General features: G+C 70.0%; 14 protein-coding genes. 9 read left to right on the forward strand and 5 right to left on the reverse strand.

The genetic code is table 11. The features are described from left to right. From ACIRS4_RS03785 to ACIRS4_RS03805, 5 genes are all read left to right on the forward strand, one after another. A partial coding sequence (locus tag ACIRS4_RS03785) for a Pls/PosA family non-ribosomal peptide synthetase (protein WP_404189425.1) occupies positions 1–2,415 on the forward strand: 2,415 nt, incomplete at its 5' end. 767 nt (positions 2,416–3,182) lie between these two features. Further along, a complete protein-coding gene (locus ACIRS4_RS03790) occupies positions 3,183–4,190 on the forward strand; it encodes a TauD/TfdA family dioxygenase (RefSeq protein WP_404189428.1) in 1,008 nt (335 codons plus the stop codon). Beyond that, positions 4,187–5,797, forward strand: a complete 1,611-nt coding sequence (locus tag ACIRS4_RS03795; RefSeq protein ID WP_404189431.1) for an acyl-CoA ligase (AMP-forming), exosortase A system-associated — start codon at positions 4,187–4,189, stop codon at positions 5,795–5,797. The genes ACIRS4_RS03790 and ACIRS4_RS03795 overlap by 4 nt, the downstream gene beginning before the upstream one ends. Continuing rightward, positions 5,794–6,369, forward strand: a complete 576-nt coding sequence (locus ACIRS4_RS03800; RefSeq protein ID WP_404189433.1) for a hypothetical protein — start codon at positions 5,794–5,796, stop codon at positions 6,367–6,369. The genes ACIRS4_RS03795 and ACIRS4_RS03800 overlap by 4 nt, the downstream gene beginning before the upstream one ends. Beyond that, a complete protein-coding gene (locus ACIRS4_RS03805) occupies positions 6,332–6,547 on the forward strand; it encodes an acyl carrier protein (RefSeq protein WP_404189435.1) in 216 nt (71 codons plus the stop codon). Before ACIRS4_RS03800 ends, ACIRS4_RS03805 begins: the two co-directional genes overlap by 38 nt. A gap of 177 nt (positions 6,548–6,724) precedes the next feature. Here the strand turns inward: ACIRS4_RS03805 and ACIRS4_RS03810 are convergent, their stop codons facing one another. Continuing rightward, positions 6,725–7,840, reverse strand: coding sequence for a serine hydrolase domain-containing protein (locus ACIRS4_RS03810; RefSeq protein ID WP_404189438.1), 1,116 nt, complete (start codon positions 7,838–7,840; stop codon positions 6,725–6,727). Positions 7,841–8,112: 272 nt separating this feature from the next. Between ACIRS4_RS03810 and ACIRS4_RS03815 the strand changes: the two genes are divergently transcribed. Next, positions 8,113–8,994, forward strand: coding sequence for a GyrI-like domain-containing protein (locus ACIRS4_RS03815; protein WP_404189440.1), 882 nt, complete (start codon positions 8,113–8,115; stop codon positions 8,992–8,994). Between the two features lie 318 nt (positions 8,995–9,312). Here the strand turns inward: ACIRS4_RS03815 and ACIRS4_RS03820 are convergent, their stop codons facing one another. Continuing rightward, the gene (locus tag ACIRS4_RS03820; protein WP_404189443.1) at positions 9,313–10,506 is read right to left on the reverse strand and encodes a PAS domain S-box protein; all 1,194 of its coding nucleotides are present in this window, start codon (positions 10,504–10,506) and stop codon (positions 9,313–9,315) included. Between the two features lie 359 nt (positions 10,507–10,865). Between ACIRS4_RS03820 and ACIRS4_RS03825 the strand changes: the two genes are divergently transcribed. Genes ACIRS4_RS03825 through ACIRS4_RS03835 form a run of 3 tightly spaced genes read left to right on the forward strand, consistent with a single transcriptional unit; the run spans position 10,866 to position 15,681 of the window. Continuing rightward, positions 10,866–12,239: an acetyl-CoA carboxylase biotin carboxylase subunit family protein gene (locus ACIRS4_RS03825; protein ID WP_404189446.1), complete on the forward strand. Its 1,374-nt coding sequence runs from the start codon at positions 10,866–10,868 to the stop codon at positions 12,237–12,239. Beyond that, positions 12,236–14,242, forward strand: a complete 2,007-nt coding sequence (locus ACIRS4_RS03830; protein WP_404189449.1) for a PEP/pyruvate-binding domain-containing protein — start codon at positions 12,236–12,238, stop codon at positions 14,240–14,242. The genes ACIRS4_RS03825 and ACIRS4_RS03830 overlap by 4 nt, the downstream gene beginning before the upstream one ends. Beyond that, the gene (locus ACIRS4_RS03835; RefSeq protein ID WP_404189452.1) at positions 14,239–15,681 is read left to right on the forward strand and encodes an MFS transporter; all 1,443 of its coding nucleotides are present in this window, start codon (positions 14,239–14,241) and stop codon (positions 15,679–15,681) included. The genes ACIRS4_RS03830 and ACIRS4_RS03835 overlap by 4 nt, the downstream gene beginning before the upstream one ends. Before the next feature lie 81 nt (positions 15,682–15,762). Here the strand turns inward: ACIRS4_RS03835 and ACIRS4_RS03840 are convergent, their stop codons facing one another. The 3 genes from ACIRS4_RS03840 to ACIRS4_RS03850 all read right to left on the reverse strand — a co-directional run bounded on the left by ACIRS4_RS03840 (position 15,763) and on the right by ACIRS4_RS03850 (position 17,828). Further along, positions 15,763–16,413 (reverse strand): hypothetical protein, encoded by a 651-nt coding sequence (locus tag ACIRS4_RS03840; protein ID WP_404189455.1) that lies wholly within the window; start codon positions 16,411–16,413, stop codon positions 15,763–15,765. Positions 16,414–16,521: 108 nt separating this feature from the next. Beyond that, positions 16,522–17,376 (reverse strand): GNAT family N-acetyltransferase, encoded by an 855-nt coding sequence (locus ACIRS4_RS03845; RefSeq protein WP_404189458.1) that lies wholly within the window; start codon positions 17,374–17,376, stop codon positions 16,522–16,524. Positions 17,377–17,522: 146 nt separating this feature from the next. Further along, positions 17,523–17,828, reverse strand: coding sequence for a hypothetical protein (locus ACIRS4_RS03850; protein ID WP_404189461.1), 306 nt, complete (start codon positions 17,826–17,828; stop codon positions 17,523–17,525). Positions 17,829–18,134 lie beyond the last annotated feature (306 nt).

An 18,134-nucleotide genomic window follows, 5' to 3' on the forward strand; every position in this document is an offset into this window, starting at 1 on the left:
GCCGACTCGATGCTGATGGCCCGATTCTGCGCCCGGGTACGCAAGCAAACCGACCTGCCATCGGTTTCCATGCCGGACGTCTACAAAAACCCGACAATACGAAAGCTTGCAGCCGCCCTCGCCGACACCAAAACCGACCGCAAAACCATGCCTGCCTCGCAGCAGGCAACTCCGGCGGCTCTCAGTGCGCCGCCGAGACGGGCGCGCAATGGTGAGTACGTCCTCTGCGGGGCGTTGCAACTCCTGTTCCTCCTCGGCTACCCCGCCCTTACCACCATCGTCGCGGTGAAGGGCTACGAATGGGTCTCGGCCGGCCCGAACCCGATCGACATCTACCTGCGGGCGGTCGTGTACGGCAGCGCGATGTTCCTCGGCCTCTGCTGCCTTCCGATCATGCTCAAGTGGCTGATCGTCGGCCGGTGGAAGCCCCAGCAGATCCGCGTCTGGAGCATGGCGTACTTCCGCTTCTGGCTCGTCAAGACCCTGGTCCAGCGGAACCCGATGGCGCTGTTCGTCGGTTCACCGCTCTACATGCTCTACCTGAGGGCACTGGGCGCGAAGGTCGGGCGCGGCGCCGTCATCTTCTCCAGGAACGTGCCCGTGTGCACCGACCTGCTCAGCCTCGGCGACGGCGCGGTGATCCGGAAGGATTCGTTCTTCAACGGCTACCGGGCCCACAACGGCATCATCCAGACGGGCGCGGTCAGCCTCGGCAAGGACGCGCTCGTCGGCGAGATGACGGTGCTCGACATCTGGACCTCGCTGGGTGACGGGGCCGAGCTGGGGCACTCCTCCTCGCTGCACACCGGACAGACCGTGCCCGACGGCGAGCGCCGGCACGGCTCCCCCGCGCAGCCGTCCGACGTCGGCTGCCAGCGGATCCCCACGATGGACGTCAGCACCCGGCGACGGGTCGTCTTCGCGACCGTGCAACTGGTGAACCTGCTTCTGGTGGGTACGCCGCTGATGTTCGTCATCGCGATCCTCGCGCTCACGAAAATCCCGCAGCTCGTCACGCTGTCGGCCGCGGAACCGGTCTCCTTCACGAGCTGGGCGTTCTACCGCGACGACGCGCTGGTCATATCCGCCGTTTCCTTCTTCGGCGCCGTACTCGTCGGCATCGTGTTCGTGGGAACCGTTCCGCGCGTGCTGAATTTCTTCATCAAGCCGGACAAGGTCTACCCGCTGTACGGGTTCCACTACTGGATCCACCGCGCGATCGCCCGCACGAGCAACAGCAGGTTCTACAACACTCTTTTCGGTGGCACCTCCTGCATCGTCCATTACCTGCGTTGGCTGGGCTACGACCTTCGGGGGGTGCGGCAGACCGGTTCGAACTTCGGCGAAATGGTCAAACAGGACACCCCGTTCCTCAGCGCGGTCGGCAGCGGAACAATGGTCGCGGACGGGTTGTCCATCATCAATGCCGATGTCTCGAGCACGTCGTTCCGGCTGTCCCGCGTGTCGATCGGGGCAGAGAACTTCCTCGGGAACCTGATCGCCTATGCCGCGCAGGGCAGGACGGGCGACAACTGCCTCCTCGCGACGAAGGTCATGGTTCCCGTCGACGGACAGGTGCGGGAAGGCGTGGGCCTGCTGGGCGCGCCCAGCTTCGAGATCCCGCGGTCGGTCAGGCGTGACAAGCATCTGGACGTGCGGAGCAAGGACGAGCTGCGCCGCGGCCTGCGGGCCAAGAACGTCTACAACACCATCAGCATGGCGCTGTTCCTGCTGGTGCGCTGGTTCTTCATCTTCCTCGTCACGGTGCTCTACTTGGCCGCCATCGACCTCTGGGCCTCCCTGGGTGCGCTCGCCTTTGCACCGGCCACAGCCGGGGTCTTCGTTTTCACCGTCGCCTACAACGTCCTGGTCGACCGGCTGGTCCGGCAGCTGCAGTGCTTGCGGCCGCAGGGCTGCTCGATCTACGACCGCGCCTTCTGGCGGCACGAACGCTTCTGGAAAGTGAGTTCTCTCGCCTATGTCCTCGTCTTCAACGGCACCCCGCTCAAGAACGTGGTCTGGCGGCTGCTCGGTATGCGGGTCGGCCGCCGGGTCTTCGACGACGGCCTCCGCGTGTCCGAGCGGACGTTCACCACGATCGGGGACGACTGCACCTTCAATGTGGACACTGTCGTTCAGTGCCACTCGCAGGAGGACGGAGGATTCAAGTCGGACCGTAGCGTGATCGGTGCCGGCTGCACGCTCGGTGTCGGCGCATTCGTCCACTACGGCGTGACAATGGGCGACGGCGCGGTGCTCGCCACCAGCTCCTTCCTCATGAAGGGCGAGGAAATGCCACCGCACGCCCTGTGGGGCGGGAACCCGGCCAGGAAGATGCGTGAGCAGTCGGCTGACCTTCGGCTGCGAAGGAACAGTCTCGACGACCGCGCCGACGTGCTCGTCCGCGGCGACTGACACCCGGCAAGCGTGGAACGTTGGGACGATTCGATGGGCGATCGGATTGAAACCGACCGGGAGTTCTGGCGGGCTGTGCTGTGCGCGGGCGGCGCGACCGCGATCCCGCGGTGGACGCTCGACCCGGCACCGGGCGTCGCCGAGCACATCGCGACTCTTCTGCGGCGGACGCGCCGGCCTGCCTGTGAGCTGGAGGTGCCGCTGCACTCGGTGGCGCCTGCCGCGCACCGAGAACACCCTGCTGCGGGTGGCCGGGGTCCGCGACGGCGCCGTGGTGGTCGCCGAGCGAGCCCGACCGCAGCACGCACCTGGTGCTCTTCCACTCCGGCCCGAGGCTGCTCGAGGCCGAGGCCCTGCGCCACTTCTTCGACCTGGACGGCGCGCCGCTGTCGGCGGTGCGGCCGGCGATCGCCCTGGAACGGGCAGTCTCCCCTAGGGCGTGTTTCGAAAGTAGCGTCGTCCGCCCGGAGGGCGGGGCTCGCGGCGGCGATGGGGGCACCTCCCGCGCGAGCTCGGTTCGAGCGTGGGGGAGCGTGCGATCGCAAGGCGGAGGGTCGCCCTCGTACTGGGCGTACGAGGGCGATCCCGACAACGCGGCGAGCGCGCGTGCCAGGCGTCGCGAGCCAGACGGGACTTTCGAAACACGCCCTAGGACCTCACCACCACCCGGCCCTCGCCGATCTGGCCTGCTGGTCACGACAGGCTCGAGACGGCACCGGGCGTGCAGTGCGTCAAGAGTGGACATCGAGGGATCAAGGAGAAATGAGATGTCGACCTCCTCTCAGGCGGCGCTGCTCGAAGTGGACCTGCAACCTGGCAAACCGCCGATCCTGCACACCGGGCCTGTCGGCGACGCGGTGCGCTGGGCAGCCGAGCACCGGACGGCGCTGCGCGCGGTGGTCGCCGAGCACGGATCGGTCCTGGTCCGCGGCCTCGGGCTGCGCGACGCGGCCGAGACCGTCGCCGTCTTCCACCAACTGGCCCGCACCGGTCTGATGACCGAGAGAGAGGCCTTCGCCTCCCGGCGGACCTACGCAGAGGGTGTGTACTCCTCCTCGAAGTGGCCGCCGAACCAGCCGATGTGCATGCACCACGAACTGAGCTACCGGCTCGAGTTTCCCGGCCTGATGTTCTTCGCGTGCCTGTCCGCGCCCACCGAGGGCGGGGCGACCGGTGTGGCGGACTCGACGGCCGTGCTCGACGCGCTGCCCGGTGACCTCGTCGAACGACTCGAGCGGGAGGGCTGGACACTCGTCCGCAACTACAACGAGGAGATCGGCACGTCGGTCGCCGAGGCGTTCGGCACCGAGGACCGTGGCGCGGTCGAGAGCTACTGCCGCGCCAACGCCATCGAGTTCGAGTGGCGACCCGATGGAGGGCTGTGCACCTGGCAGCGCCGCAGCGCGGTGGTGCGGCACCCGGTCACGGGGCGGCGCTGCTGGTTCAACCAGATCGCCTTCCTCAACGAGTGGACGCTCGACCCCGAGGTGCGCGAGTTCCTGGTCGACACCTACGGCGCCGAGGGGCTGCCGTTCACCACTCGCTTCGGGGGCGGCGACCCGATAGGCGAGGAGGTCGTGCACCTGCTCAACGAGGTGTACGAGGCCGAAACCGTGCGGGAGCCCTGGCAGGCGGGGGATCTGATGCTCGTCGACAACATCCGCAGCGCACACAGCAGGGAGCCCTTCGCCGGACCGCGTGAAGTCCTGGTCGGGATGGTCGACCCGGTACGCCTGGCCGACTGCTCGCCGACTGTCAGGGTGAACGCCGGATGACCACCGCCGAAATGATCACCCGAGTGCCGGACCTCGTTGCGAGGTCCGCCCAACGGAACCCCGGCGCGCCCGCCCTGACCGCACGAACGATCACGATCTCCTATGCCGATCTGCACGAGCGGACGGAGCTCGCGGCCGTCGGCCTGCGCGACCTCGGCCTCGATGGTGGCGAGCGCGTCGCGGTCTTCCTCGACAAGAGGATCGAGACCGTCGTGGCGCTGCTCGCCTGCTCGCGGGCCGGTGGCGTGTTCGTCCCGGTGAATCCCGTGCTGCGGGCCAGACAGGTGAGGCACATCCTGGACGACTGTGCCGTGCGGGTACTGGTGACCTCCAGGGACCGGCTGCGGACCCTGCGCGCCGAGCTCGCCGCCTGCAAGTCACTCTCCCACGTCCTCGTGCTGGACGACTCGCTTGGGGAGGACGAGGAAGCCCCCTACCGCGTGCTCCCCTGGTCGAAGGTCGCCGAACCCGCGAGCCAGGACGTGTGTCCTCCGACGGGCGGCGTCGACACGGATGTGGCCGCGATCCTCTACACCTCGGGGAGCACCGGGGCCCCGAAGGGCGTCGTACTGTCGCACCGGAACCTCGTCGTCGGCGCGGAGAGCGTCAGCACTTACCTGGACAACACGGCAGAGGACCGAATCCTGGCCGTTCTCCCGCTGAGCTTCGACGCCGGGCTGAGCCAATTGACGACCGGCTTCTGCGTCGGCGCTCATGTGGTGCTCGCCAACTACCTACTGCCGGCGGATGTCGTCCGGCTGTGCGCGAAGCACCGCATCACCGGGCTGGTGGGCGTACCGCCGCTGTGGACCCAGCTCGCAGCCCAGACGTGGCCGTCCGAGGCCGTGGCCGGGGTGCGCTACTTCGCGAACACCGGGGGACGACTCCCGCGCGTCACCCTGCAACGACTGCGAGCGATCTTCCCGACCGCAACGCCATACCTGATGTACGGCCTCACAGAGGCGTTCCGCTCCACCTACCTCGATCCCCGGGAGGTCGACCGGCGGCCCGATTCGATCGGCAAGGCGATCCCGAACGCCGAGATCCTCGTGGTCCGGGAGGACGGCGGCCTGTGCAGTCCGGGAGAGCCGGGTGAACTGGTGCACCGAGGTCCGCTTGTCACGTTGGGTTATTGGAATGACCCGGAGCGTACGGCCGAGCGGTTCCGGCCACCGCCGAACCGTCCGGTCGAGCTGTGTACGCCCGAGCTGGCGGTCTGGTCCGGCGATGTCGTCGTCCGCGACGAGGAGGGCTTCCTGTACTTCGTCGGACGGCGTGACGACATGATCAAGACATCGGGATATCGGGTCAGCCCGCAAGAGATCGAGGAAGTGGCCTACGAGACCGGCCTGGTCCAGGATGCCGTCGCGCTCGGCCTCGACGACGAGGCACTTGGCCACCGGATCGTCCTCGTCGTGTCACCCTGCGATCCCGCCGGTTTCGACCCGGCTGCGGTGACCGCACGCCTGCGGCAGGAACTACCCGGCTACATGGTGCCCGCCGAGGTGATGGTTCTCGATGTTCTGCCCCGCTCGCCGAACGGCAAGTTCGACCGGGCATTCCTTCGCCACGAGCTCACCGCCTCCCGCCCGCAGGAGCCCGCATGACCGCAGGCGCCTACGCGCATCCCACGATCAGCCGGTTCGCGATCGCCGACGGAATGCTCCGCATCGGTGGCCCCTCGGTCGGGTTGCTCGCTGAGCGCGCCGGTGCCACCCCGTTCTTCACCTACCGGCCTGCGGCGACGGACCTCGACGTCCTCGGCTTTCACGTGTTGTCCGGCTCGCAGAACGTGTACGCCGATGTCCTTTCCGCTGCACACGGCAGGAACGCCGACCTCGTCGTGCGGCTCGGCGACCCGGCTGCTGAGACTGTCAGCGTCGGGTGCTTGTGCACCCTGCTGGACGTGCTCGCACGTGATGTCCGCCTCCCGCGTGCCGAGATCGGCGACCTTGTGGCGGTCTTTCAGGCCCGCTCCTATGGGATCACGGCCAGTCCCACAGCGTTCCTCGGCCATCCGATGCCGACGGAGGTGATGGTGCAGATCGCAGGCCGCCGGGTCTGCACGACTGATGAGGAGAAGCCATATGACTCGCTCGCAAGAGATCTCGCAGGCGATTTTCGAGGACGTCAAGGCCCTCGTGGTGGTCACGCTGGACATCGAGGACCGGGCCGATGACCTCGGGCCGGAGACGGGCCTGTACGGCAATCTTCCTGAGCTCGACTCGCTCACCGTCGTCAAGCTCATCGTCGCATTGCAGAAACGGTTCGGGATCGAGATCGGGATCGAGGTCGTCGGTGAGACCTTCGACACCCTCGGGCGGCTGGCGGCCTTCGTGGAGTCCAAGGTGTGCTGAGAGCCGCTCCGCGGAGTCGGGTACTTGAGGGGTCGTTCTCTTTCCGAACCTGGTGTGCGGATTCCGCTGGTCGGACATGGGATGGCGGTTGTCGCGGAAGCCTCGACTCGTTGCTGATCGAGTTGTCCCGGAGAGGAGAAGGCAGCCTGTGCGGGTCGGGCCGCTCTGTTGTCTGTCTCAGTGCAGTCCGCTGTAAGCGGCCATGATGATCTCCATGCCGCGGTCGTCCTCCTGCCGGTCCCGGTCGATCATCTGGTTCATGACGTAGGCCACCGTCATGCGTGAGTCGGGGTCGCTCACGACCAGCGAGCCGCCCCAGCCGCCCCAGCCGAAGGTGTTGCCGAACTTGCCGAAGCCCACCGTCCAGCACATCGGGGTGCCCAGCACGCGGTCGCCGCCGCGGAACACTTCCTGCCAAGCGGGCTCGCAACCCTGGGGGGACAGCAGGCGCACGCCGCCGGCCGAGCCCTGGTTCGCCAGTACCGACTGGGCCAGGGCGACGGAACGAGCGTTGCCGAAGCCGTTCACCGCAGGGATCTGCGCACGGCGCCAGGCCGCAGAGTTGGCGTCCTTGACCCGGATCGCGGCACCGGTGTTCTCCCGGGACGCGCCATCCGGTCCGGGCGGTGCGGTGGCGGCGTACTCGTCGGTCAGTGACGGCGGCGGGATGAGCGGTGCGACGCGGTGGTCATGTTCGGTGGAGAGCCCGATGTGGAAGTCCGCGCCGAGCGGTTCGGCCACTTCCTCGGCGAAGAACTCGCCGAGGCTGCGGCCGGTGACGCGACGGACGATCTCACCGACAAGGAAGCCGAAGGTGAGCGCGTGATAGCCGGCGGCCGTTCCCGGCACCCAATCGGGCGCCTGCGCTGCCAGAGCCGCGGACACGCTCTCCCATTCGTAGAGCTCCTCGACCGCCGTCAGCCCGGACACGTCCGGCAGCCCTGCGGTGTGCGACAGCACGTGTCGCACCAGCACGTTCTCCTTGCCGGCCGTGGCGAACTCGGGCCAGTAGGCGGCGACCGGGGCGGACAGATCGAGCTCGCCCCGGTCGGCCAGGATCAGTGCGCACAGGGCGGTCATGTTCTTGGTCGTCGAGTTCACGCCGGTCAGGGTGTCGCGCTCCCAGCTGACGGAGCGGTCGGCATCGGCGTACCCGCCCCAGATGTCGACCACCGGCTCGCCGTTGACGTAGACGGCCGCCGAGGCACCCACGTCGTCCTTGCCGAGCAAAGCTGCAAGAGCCGCCTGGACCGCCTCGAACCGCGGCTCGCAAAACCCCTTGACATCAGTCATGGGCGTAAGCCTCGTGCCAGGTCAGGGCTTCCTGCCCGATAATTCCCGCACTGGTTCTGTCGGGTGGGGCGCGGTCACATCTTCTCTACTCCGGCAAGGCGGTCGGGCTGCCGGATCGCCCGGTCGACTGCTCGTGTCTTCAGTCGGGTCGGTCGACGGTCCGTCGGCGGCTCGGAGCGCAGCGCCGACGACTCACGCCAGGGCGCCTTGCGCAGCGAGGCACTCCGCCGTGGGTGTTCTGTGGCGGAGACGAGAACGAAGGGCGGATACGCGTGCTGGAGCGGCTGAATCAGGCGCTGGACCACCTGGAGGCCTGCCTCGACCGGGAGATCGACATGACAGAGGTGGCCCGGATCGCCGCGGTGTCGGAGTACCACTTCCGGCGGCTGTTCTCCGCGCTCGCCGGGATGCCGCTCCCGGTCTACGTGCGGCGCCGACGCATGACGCTCGCTGGGGCTGAGGTGCTGGCCGGGGACCTGACGCTGCTCGATGTCGCGGTGCGGTACGGGTACAGCTCGGGCGAGGCGTTCGCCCGGGCGTTCCGTTCGGTGCACGGCGTCGGCCCGGGCGAGGCCCGGCGAAGGGGCGCTGTGCTCACGGCACAGCCCCGCATGTCGTTCCGTGTCGTCGTCGAAGGCAGCACGGCCATGCGCTACAGGATCGTCGAGAAGGGGTCGTTTCGGGTCGTCGGCAGAAAGGCCCGGCTCCCACTCGTGCCGGAGGGGCTCAACACGGCGGCTGTGGCGCACTTGGAGAGCCTGGACGAGTCGGTGATCGTGCGGATGAAGAAGCTGGCCGGCCGGGAGCCGGAGGGGATTTTGTCGGCGGTGCTGTACCTGACCGACAGCCGGGAGGAGGGCGCCGAGGCGGACTACTGGATCGGCGTGGTGACCGGTCCCGAGGTGGCCGCCGAGGAGCTTGACGCCCTCGACGTTCCGGCCGGGACCTGGGCGGTCTTCGACCATCGCGGGCCCTATCCGAGTGCCCTCCAGGAGCTGTGGCGAGACGTGTTCACGCATTGGTTCCCCTCGAATCCGTACACGAGCCGACCGGGTCCGGAGCTCTTGCGGACGCAGCCGGTGGAGATCGGCGCGGAGACCGACTCCCAGCTGTGGATCCCCGTCGAGCGGGAGCGCGGCAGCGCCGGGGCCTGAACACCGGCACCTGCTCCCCGGGGGTCCTGGCTCAGCCGCACGGTAGCGTGTAGAGCTGCTGGGCGAGTGCGGCGTGTTCTGTGCTGAGGCGGTTGTCGCCGGTCCGTCAACTGCTCCGTCTGTTGACGGACGTGCCCAAGGAACCGCTTTTCCTCCTCGCTGTGGCCGCCTCGGACCATCTCGTCACCGAAGCAGCCCGGCTCGTTGCGGAGTTCCATCACGCACGACAAGACGCGTCCGGCCCGTTTGAGGCGCACCTGCGCCGAATTGAGGCGCCGACCCGGGTGCTGAGGCGTCGCGACGAACCGTCCGCCGGCGTCACACAGTGCTGAGCGGGTGGGCCGCCGTGGCCGAGCGTGGAGGCCAGGCGTGGGGCGCGAGTATGCCCAGGACGTAGGCGCGGGCCACGAGGGCCGGACGGGTGGCGGCGCCCAGCAGGTGCCGCAGGCGGCTGAGGTGGTAGTCGAGCGTCTGCCGCGACAGTTTCAGCGAGGCGGCTATGTCGCTGTTGCTGCTGCCCTGCGCCAGCAGCGACAGGATGCGGATCTGCGCGGCGGTCAGCGGCGGATGCGCCTCATGGGCGAGGCTCTGATGGGTGATCACCGCCCAGACGTGCCGAGCCCGACTGGCGGAATGGCCGATAGTCGTCAGGTGGAGCTCCGCCCGCCGCTGCAGTCCATGGGTGTCGACGAGCACGGCGGTGGTCTCGACACGTCGGGTGCGGCGGGCGATCAGACTGTTCCAGCGACGGTGCAACTGTTCGAGGTCGGGTCCCGGTCCGGGGGCCAGCAGTGTGTGGGCGCGGCGGCCCACGAGGTCGGTCAGGCCGAGGTGGAAGAGTTCGGCGGCCGCCACGCTGGCCTCGATCACGCGCCCGTTCGCCGACAGCAGGGCGCAGGGCAGGCCGCTGTGGTCACGCAGGGCGCTGAGGTTCTCCTCGGCCTCCTGGCGCTGCGCCGTGGCCCGCACATGGTCGGTGATGTCCACGTAGATGCCGGCGATGCACGTACGGGACTGTTCCCGCACCGGGAAGCGGTGGCCGACCGCGCGGCCCGTGGTGCCGTCCTGACGCACGTAGCGCAGGGTGTGGCGGACGGGCGTGCCCCTGGTGAGTATCTGCTGGTCAAGTGCCCTGAACCGGTCGGCCTCGGCCGGGGCGTCGAAGTCCTCGATGTATCTGCCGACCAGCTGTTGCGGCACGGTGCCGTAGAGGTGCGCGTAGGCGTGGTTGGCCCACAGGTAGCGCCCGTGGCGGTCCCGGATGAAGGCGGCCGCCGGAGCGAGGTCCACGAGGTCCGCGAAGGCGGCGTAGCCGGAGGGTATCGCGAGCCCTGCTCCCTGCTGCCGCGGGTCCGGGGCATGCCGTGAGCCGCCCGGGTCGCCGGTGTCGTCCGACTCACCTGTCCGCAAGGGCCCGTCGGCCTCCCCCTCCCCCGTCTGCCACGGCTCGTCGGCTTCCCTCCAGAACACGGGAAGGTTCTCGAGCAGTGTCTTGAGGCTTGGGTCGCCCACAACGGTCTCCGTTCGCATACGACTGTTTGACGCACAGTCACATGTCGTTGGATATACCGCCCGCTACAGAACACAAGCTCGATTCCCGGCCGACTTGCCGGGAGCTGCCTGGCCCCCGTCGCCTTACCGCTCGGGCCTGGCTCCAGGGACGAAAGTCTGCGAATCACCCCGGCGACTCAGGCATTTGCCTGAGTCGTGAGCGCCCTCTGCGGCGATATGGACGGGTACAGCCTGGTCCCCTGGAGGGTGCGGGCGGACACGCCGGACGCCGTTCCCCCGCCCGCGATCCCCGGGCCCGTCACCGCACCACCGGTGCCGAGGAGGGCCTCTACCGACCAGGTGAATGGAGACGAATTCCTGTGAGCACGGTGCTGTTGGTGCATGCCAAGGGTGGTCCGCCGCTCGGCCATGTCCTGTCCCGGACGGCTGCGAGGGCGGACGTGCACCTGCTGGCGCTCAGCGCTCTTCCCGCCACCGTGGCGGGTTCCGCCGCCAGACTGTGCGCCTCGGTCACGACGCCGGACGACGCCGCCCGCCGCGACCTGGTCTCCCTGATCGTCTCGCACGCCCAGGAGGTCGGCGCGGACGCCGTGCTCACCTTCTCCGAGTACGCGGTCGTGGCCGTCGCCGAGGCCTGCGAGAAGCTCGCTCTGCCGGGCGCGGGCGCGGCCGCCGCACTCGCACGCGACAAACGGCTGATGCGCGGCACCTGGCAGCGAAGCGGCCTGCCGCAGCCTGCGTTCCGCCCGGTCGCCACGGAGGCGGATCTGCAGGCGGCGGTGAACGCCCTGTCCTGTCCGCTGCTGCTCAAGGCGGCCTGGAGCGCGGGATCCACCGCCCACCAGATCATCGCCTCCCCCGATGAGGCGTCCGCCGCCTGGGCCCGCTCGCGCCAGGTCATGGCGGAGTCCGCCCAGTTGGGATACGCGGAGCTGCACGTCGCCGAGGCGAACGCCCACTTCGTGGTCGAGGAGATCGTCAGCGGCACCGCGGCGGACTGGTTCGACGAGCCCGGCTGGGGCGACTATCTCAGCGTCGAGGGCGTCGTGGCGGACGGCGTCTTCCACCCCGTCTGCCTCAGCGGCCGGATGCCCACCATCGAGCCCTTCACCGAGCGCGCCGGCATCACCCCCGCTCTGCTCTCGCCGGACGCGCAGGACCGCGTCGTGGACCTGGCACGCCGCGCCGTCGACGCGCTGGGCCTGCGCGACTGCGGGACGCACACGGAGATCAAGCTCGGCCCCGACGGCACCATGTGGCTCATCGAGACCGCCGCCCGGTTCGGCGGCGCGATGACCGTGCCGCAGATCGAGGAGGTCTTCGAACTCGATCTGGTGGGCATGCTCGTCGACCACCTGCTGGGACGCCCGGTCGCCTGGCCGGAGCAGGCCCTGACGCCGGCGCAGGCACGAGGGGCGGCAGGCTCCCTCGTCGTCCTCGCCGTGGACGGCCGCGGCGAGGCCTGGCACGACCGCAGGGTCTGGGACTTCCCCGTGGTCGCGTCGGACGTCCCGCTGAGCCCGGACAGCGAACTGTCGGTGGTGGCGGAGAGCTCCCTGCCCGACGGCAGTGTCGTGCCGGTCTACGACCCCGCCGCGGGCGCCAACACCATGGCGGCCCTGTGCCTGCTCTCCGCCGCCGACCCGCGGACGGTGCTGCGGGACTTCGAGACCCTGGTGGACGCCCTGCCCCGGGTGCTGCCCGCCGCGCAGTCCGAGGAGGTCCCCGCATGAGCACCCACCTGGCCACCGGAGCCGCCGTGACCGCCACCGACCGCACGGTCGTCGGCGAGAACCTCTCCCTGCCGCTCTTCCGCACGCTGTCGGGGGTCCTGGCGGGTCACCCCTACCTCAAGGTCGTCGTCGACCGAGCGGAGAACACCTGGCACCTGCTCGACACCGACGCGCACCCCTTCCACGTCAACTACATCGCCACCCGGGTGCTGGGGATGGATCTGGACGCGCTGGACGCGCAGTTGGACGCGTTCAACGCCTCCGTCTACACCGATCCCGAGCGCCGATTCCTGCTCGGTGTGCTGTCCCTGCACACCGAGCAGGACGACGGCAGGGAGCGGCCGTTCCTCGTCCTGGAGACGACCGAGGCCGACACCATGCACGGCGAACTGCTCACCTTCTACTACGAGTTCGTCCGGTCCCGGGTCGACAGCAGTCTGCCGCTGCTGCTCAAGCCCGCCAACCACGGACAGGAGGAGGAGCTGTCGGCGATCAGCGAACAGCGCGTGCCCCGCATCCTCAGCCACGAGCTGTTCGGCTCCCGGGAGCGCACACCGCTGAACCCCGGCGAGGCCACCGGGCGGCTGCGCTTCTTCCGGACGGCCGAGGAGTACAGGGCGGCGGAGTCCGGCCTGGGCTGGGCCGACATCGTCGCGATGCCCTGCCTGCCCGACGACGTACCGCGTGTGGCCGGCTTCATCAACACCGCGCCGATCACACCGCTTTCGCACACCAACGTCCTCGCCTCCGGCTGGGGCATCCCCAACGCGATCGTCCGCGACCTGGAACAACTCGTCGACGAGGACGGCCTCGACGACGCGTGGGTGCGCTACCGGGTCGCCGAGGACGACATATCCCTGCAGCGCCTCGACCACGAACCCGACCTGCGGGCGCCGGCCTGGCACCAGCAGCGCATCCGACTCGAACCGCCGCTGCTCGAAGGCGCCCCCGTGCTCTCCCTGCACCGCCTGCGCAGCGCCGACCGCGACCGCTACGGCACGAAGGCCGCCAACCTCGGCGAGCTGCACCACGTCCTCGACAGCCGCACGGTGGACCTGACCTCCTTCTACGGCCGGCCCCGCCCGCCGCGCGAGGACCTCTACCGCCACCTCGCCACCCGCCTCGGTCTCAGCGCCTTCACCGTGGAGCAACTCCGCTGCAGGGCCGCCGAGTTCGTCGCCGAGTCCGTCGGAGCCCCGGAGGGCGTCGCCCTCCCCTTCGCGCTCCAGCAGCAGTTCCTCGCCTCCTCTCCGGCCCTCCAGCAGGGCATCGGCAAACTGAAGATGGCGCTCGAACTCGACGCCACCGACGTCCTCGACTCGCTGTGCCTGCACCTGCAGCACCTGATCCGGCACATCCCCGTCCCCGAGTCGGTCACCCGGCAGATCGACCAGGCCTTTCCCGCGGCGGCGGCCACGCGCCGACGACTGGTGGTGCGCTCTTCCTCCAACGCCGAGGACCTCCCCGGGTTCTCCGCGGCGGGCGTCTACGACTCCGTCACCACCGTCCATGGGACGGGTGAACTCCTCGACGCCGTACGCCAGGTGTGGGCCTCCCTCGTGTCGCCCCGCAGCGTGCGGCTGCGCCACCAGGTCGGCATCTCCCTCGACGACACCTACATGGGCGTGATCATCCAGGAGTACGTGCCCGCCTCCCTGGGCGGCGTCCTCGTGACCTGCAACCCGACCCGCCGGGAGGACTTCCGCAACGTCTACCTCAACTGTTCCCCGGGCTCGCCGGAGCAGGTCGTCGACGGGACGGTGCTGCCGCAGCAGTACCTGTACAACACCGTGGAGGGCGGCGGCCGTACCGTCGCGCTGGGATCGTGGAACCAGGGGCTGTCCGCCGCCGTCCGCGCCCGGCTCGCCGACCTGTCCCTGACCGGACGGCTCCTGCAGTCCCACTTCAGCGAAGCCGACGTGGACAAGCCCCTCGACATCGAGTGGCTGATGACCGAGCAGGGCGACTTCCGGCTGGTCCAGATCCGCCCCTACGCGCTGTGAGGGCGCTTCCCGGCCGGCCTCGCCCCGGCACCGGAGCGGGCACGGGCCTGACCGACACCGCCCGCCGGATCATCCGGCTCAACTACGGCTTCCAGCTGCTGTTCAACCTGCTGTGGTGGATGCCGGTGTTCTACGCCTACCAGAAGGCGGCCGGCCTCTCGGACGGGCAGATCTTCGGCATCCAGAGCATCTACTACGTGGCCTTCTGCCTGCTGGAGATCCCGACCGGGCTGATCGCCGACCGGATCGGCACCCGCAACTGCCTGCGGGCCGGCGCGGTGGTGATGACGGCCGCGAACCTGGCCCCGGTCGTCAGCGCCTCCTACACGGGGTTCCTCGTCCACTTCCTGGCCATCGCCGCCGGCCGGTCGCTCACCTCGGGCGCGGCGAGCGCCTACCTGTACGACGGACTGCGGGCGGAACGGTGCGACGAGCACTATCTGCGCGCGGAGGGCACCGCGCGGGCACTTGGGCTGGCGGCGAAAGTGTTGTGCTGGCCGCTGGTCGGACCGTTGATGGCTCTCGCCCACCCGGCCCCGTACGTGCTCAGCGCCGTGAGTGCGGCGGGCTCCCTCGTCTGCGCCGTGCTGCTGCCCCGCCTCGCCGGAGCGGAAGCCGGCGCGGACACGGGCCGGGGTAGCGGCGGGCGCCGGGGCGGCGCCTTCCTGCGGGACGCGGGAACCGCGCTGCGCTGCGTCGCCTCCTCACCGTGGCTGGCCCTGGTGATGGTGCAGGGCGTGGCGGTCTTCACGCTGTCGCGCATCTGCCAGGTCAACCTCTTCCAGCCGATCCTGCTGGACCACGGCATCGGCGAGGCCTCGCACGGTGGGGTGCTGGCCGCGATGACCGTGGCGGAGGCGGTGGCGTCCGCCCGACCCCAATGGCTCAGCCGCAGACTGCCGCCGGTCGCCTGGGTGTCCGTCCTCAGCCTCGCGCTGGCGGGCGCCCTGGCGGCCATGACCCTGGGCGGGCCGTGGACCGTCGTCGTGCTGCTCTGCCTGTTCGCCGCCGCCACCGGGTTCGCGTTCCCCGTCCAGCGCAAACTGGTCAATGACGCGGTCCCCGCGCATGCACCGCGGGCCACCCTGCTGTCGGTGGAGAGCATCGTGGACCGCGCCGTGTGTGCGCTGGCCGCGATCGCCGTGGGCGCGTACCTGTCGGCCGGGCATCTGGACGCCCTGCTGTGGCACAGCGCGCTGGCCACCGCGGTGCTGCTCGGGGTCTTCCAACTGCTGCTGCGCAGCGGGGTGGTCGACCGTACCGGCCAGGGCGGGGATCGGGCGATGCCGTCGCAGGCGGGCGGCCCGGGAGCCGGCACCGCGTCAGCGGGGGTGGGCGACGGTGCTCCCGACCCGGCGGACGCGGACGCGGCGGGAGAGCCCGGCCGCGAGGGGGCCCTCGAACCGGGCGAGGCCGCCCGGAGACCACGCACGACGTGACGGCCGGGTGATCGGAAAGGGCGTACGACGACGGGGCGGTCCCTGCTGCGGCTACGGCCGTAGCAGGGACCGGGACGGTGATCAGCCGTGGCGACGGCCGAGGAGTTCGACCAGTCCCGCCGGCAGGAACACGGGCCGCTTCGGCCGACCGACCTGGTACGACACGAAGCCCAGCGACGAGGCGACGGACACCTCCTGGGCGGTCTCCGCCTGGTAGACGACCCGGCAGCCGGCTGAGTCGTCCTTGGCGCGCTGCCACAGGACCGGGGACGGCTTGCGTTCGGCCTCGGTGCGCGGCGTACGGATCCGGTCGCCGAAGTCCGCCCAAGCGAAGGGCACCGGGCCCCGCCACGTCGCGTCGACCTCGGTCCGGAGCCGGGCGGCGCGTTCAGCGTCGGTCGTGCCCCAGGAGGGCGGGACGTTGGTGATCAGGCCGACCCTGATGTGGCGTCCCCGCAGGTTCCGCAGGTATGAGGCCGCCCCGGGCAGGTAGGTGGTGCTGCCGTCGTCGGCGGTGTGCACCAGGGTCTCCCCCAGGTCGAAGTACACGACAGGACAGGCCCGTTCCGCGTGTGCGGGCGTGGTGGCGGCCGCACCCGGGCCCTTGCCGGCCTCCTCGGGGGCAGCCGCGGTCGCCGGCGTGCAGAGCATCGCCGACACCAGGGCTGCGCCCAGTGCGAGGCCCGCACGGGCCGGCCTGTTGGAGGCGGATCCGTTCATGTGCACCGTCATCCCTTCACTGTCATAGGCATGACACGCTAACGCTCCTGCGGTCCCTCGGTGGGCCGAGCACACGACTGGCTTGAACCCGCCCCTGGCCCGGGGCGGGTCTTCGTGGCCCTATTGCCCGCGTGCCGGCTGGTTGGCGATGAGCAGGGTGGTACCGGCCGGACGATAACCGAGCCGGGCGTAGATGCGCGCGACGGCCTCGTCGGCGTAGGCGAGGAAGACGGTGGGCACGCCGTGGTCGCGGGCGTGGGCCACCAGGGCCGCCATGACGGCGGCGCCGAGCCCCTGCCGTCGGGCGGCGGGAAGCGTGCCGATGCCGCCGATCTCCGTGGCGCAGGCCGCCGGGTGATGGTGCCCCACGGCGAGAGGGGTGCCGTCCGGTGCGAAGGCGGCGACGAGGGCCTTACGGCCGGTGCGCAGAAAAGGCCTGTTCATGGCGACCGTGCCGTCCGCCCGCAGTCGCTCGGCTGCCCGGGCGAGTTCCGCGGGTCCCGCTGGGCCCACAGCGGTGCCCTCGTCCGCGAACGCAAGGCCGGGCAGGGCGAGTACGGCCGGCAGGGAGGGATCGTCGGCGTCAACGGCACGGACGGTGACGCCGTCGGGGACGGGCTGCGGCGACGGTCGGCGGTCCGCATCGATCACCATCAACGGCCTTTCCGCCACCGGGAGTCCGGCCGCCTCGATGCGCTGGCGCAACGACGGCGTCACCTCGGCGAGCCACTCGAAGGCCTCCGGTACGCCGAGCTCGCGCTGCCGGGCGCGCACCAGGTCGATGTCGGAGACGGAGGGCACGCGCAGGCGCCCCGCCGAAGCCGGGCGGGCGTGGTGCGGGCCGCCGTAGTACGGGGCGCCTGCCTCCTTGCGCCGGAACAGCCTGAAAGGGCCCAGCACTTCGGCCTCCGCGAAGTGCAGCGGCACCGTGTCGTAGTACTCGTCGATGTGCTCGCGCAGGGAGAGGTCGTTCACGGGGCCCATCCCATCACGGGGCATCCCGACCGCGCCCACGGCCTGATCGTGCGGGGCTCCGCGCCGAGACCTGTCAGCGCTTCGGCGGGGCTGACGGCGGCGCCACGACCGGGCCTGCTCGTGCGCCCTCCTCGCACTCCACGGCGTCAGTACAGGTCCCCCTGGAAGGCGTGCCGGACGTCGGCGGGGCAGACGAAGATGCGCAGGCCTCCCCAGCGGCCGACGACCACCCCTGCCTCATCGTCGCCGGCCACGGTGAACAGGAGCGTCGTGGCCGCGCCGCAGTCACGGCAGGCGAGGACTGCGGGGTGCGTCAGGTGCCAGGTGGGCCGGCCGCCGAGTTTCCAGCCGGCGAGACGGGTGATGACGTCACCTCCGTCGCCGCTCTCACGGATTCGGCGGGCAACAACGGCTGGCCGTCCGCCGCCCGATGTCTGGCCAACGCTCAGCATGCCGATTGGAAGCACATCCCGGAGTAGCCAACATTCCGTGTCGCACGACTGGACAGTGGCACCGTTCGTATCCGTTAATCCATCCCATGTATCTGTTGACACGGCTGATGCGGTCGAGACCCCGACGCGCCCCGGCCGCGTTGCGATGCAGGGCTGCGCCGCGTCCGCCGCTGACGGCTCCGCCGGTGTTGTCGCCGGCCTGTCACCTGAGGCGCCACATCGGCAGCAGACACCCCGTGACGTATGGCGCCCCACCAAGGGACAGCGAACGCATCGACGACGAACGCGTCGACGACCAGACAGTCA

Source organism: Streptomyces sp. NPDC101166 (assembly GCF_044768125.1).
GTDB lineage: Bacteria > Actinomycetota > Actinomycetes > Streptomycetales > Streptomycetaceae > Streptomyces.

Excerpts from the sequence above, each read along its gene's own strand:
- ACIRS4_RS03790 (WP_404189428.1), top strand. The coding sequence starts at position 3,183 with ATGTCGACCTCCTCTCAGGCGGCGCTGCTCGAAGTGGACCTGCAACCT.
- ACIRS4_RS03830 (WP_404189449.1), top strand. The coding sequence starts at position 12,236 with ATGAGCACCCACCTGGCCACCGGAGCCGCCGTGACCGCCACCGACCGC.
- ACIRS4_RS03800 (WP_404189433.1), top strand. The coding sequence starts at position 5,794 with ATGACCGCAGGCGCCTACGCGCATCCCACGATCAGCCGGTTCGCGATC.
- ACIRS4_RS03795 (WP_404189431.1), top strand. The coding sequence starts at position 4,187 with ATGACCACCGCCGAAATGATCACCCGAGTGCCGGACCTCGTTGCGAGG.
- ACIRS4_RS03840 (WP_404189455.1), bottom strand. The coding sequence starts at position 16,413 with ATGACGGTGCACATGAACGGATCCGCCTCCAACAGGCCGGCCCGTGCG.
- ACIRS4_RS03810 (WP_404189438.1), bottom strand. The coding sequence starts at position 7,840 with ATGACTGATGTCAAGGGGTTTTGCGAGCCGCGGTTCGAGGCGGTCCAG.
- ACIRS4_RS03850 (WP_404189461.1), bottom strand. The coding sequence starts at position 17,828 with ATGCTGAGCGTTGGCCAGACATCGGGCGGCGGACGGCCAGCCGTTGTT.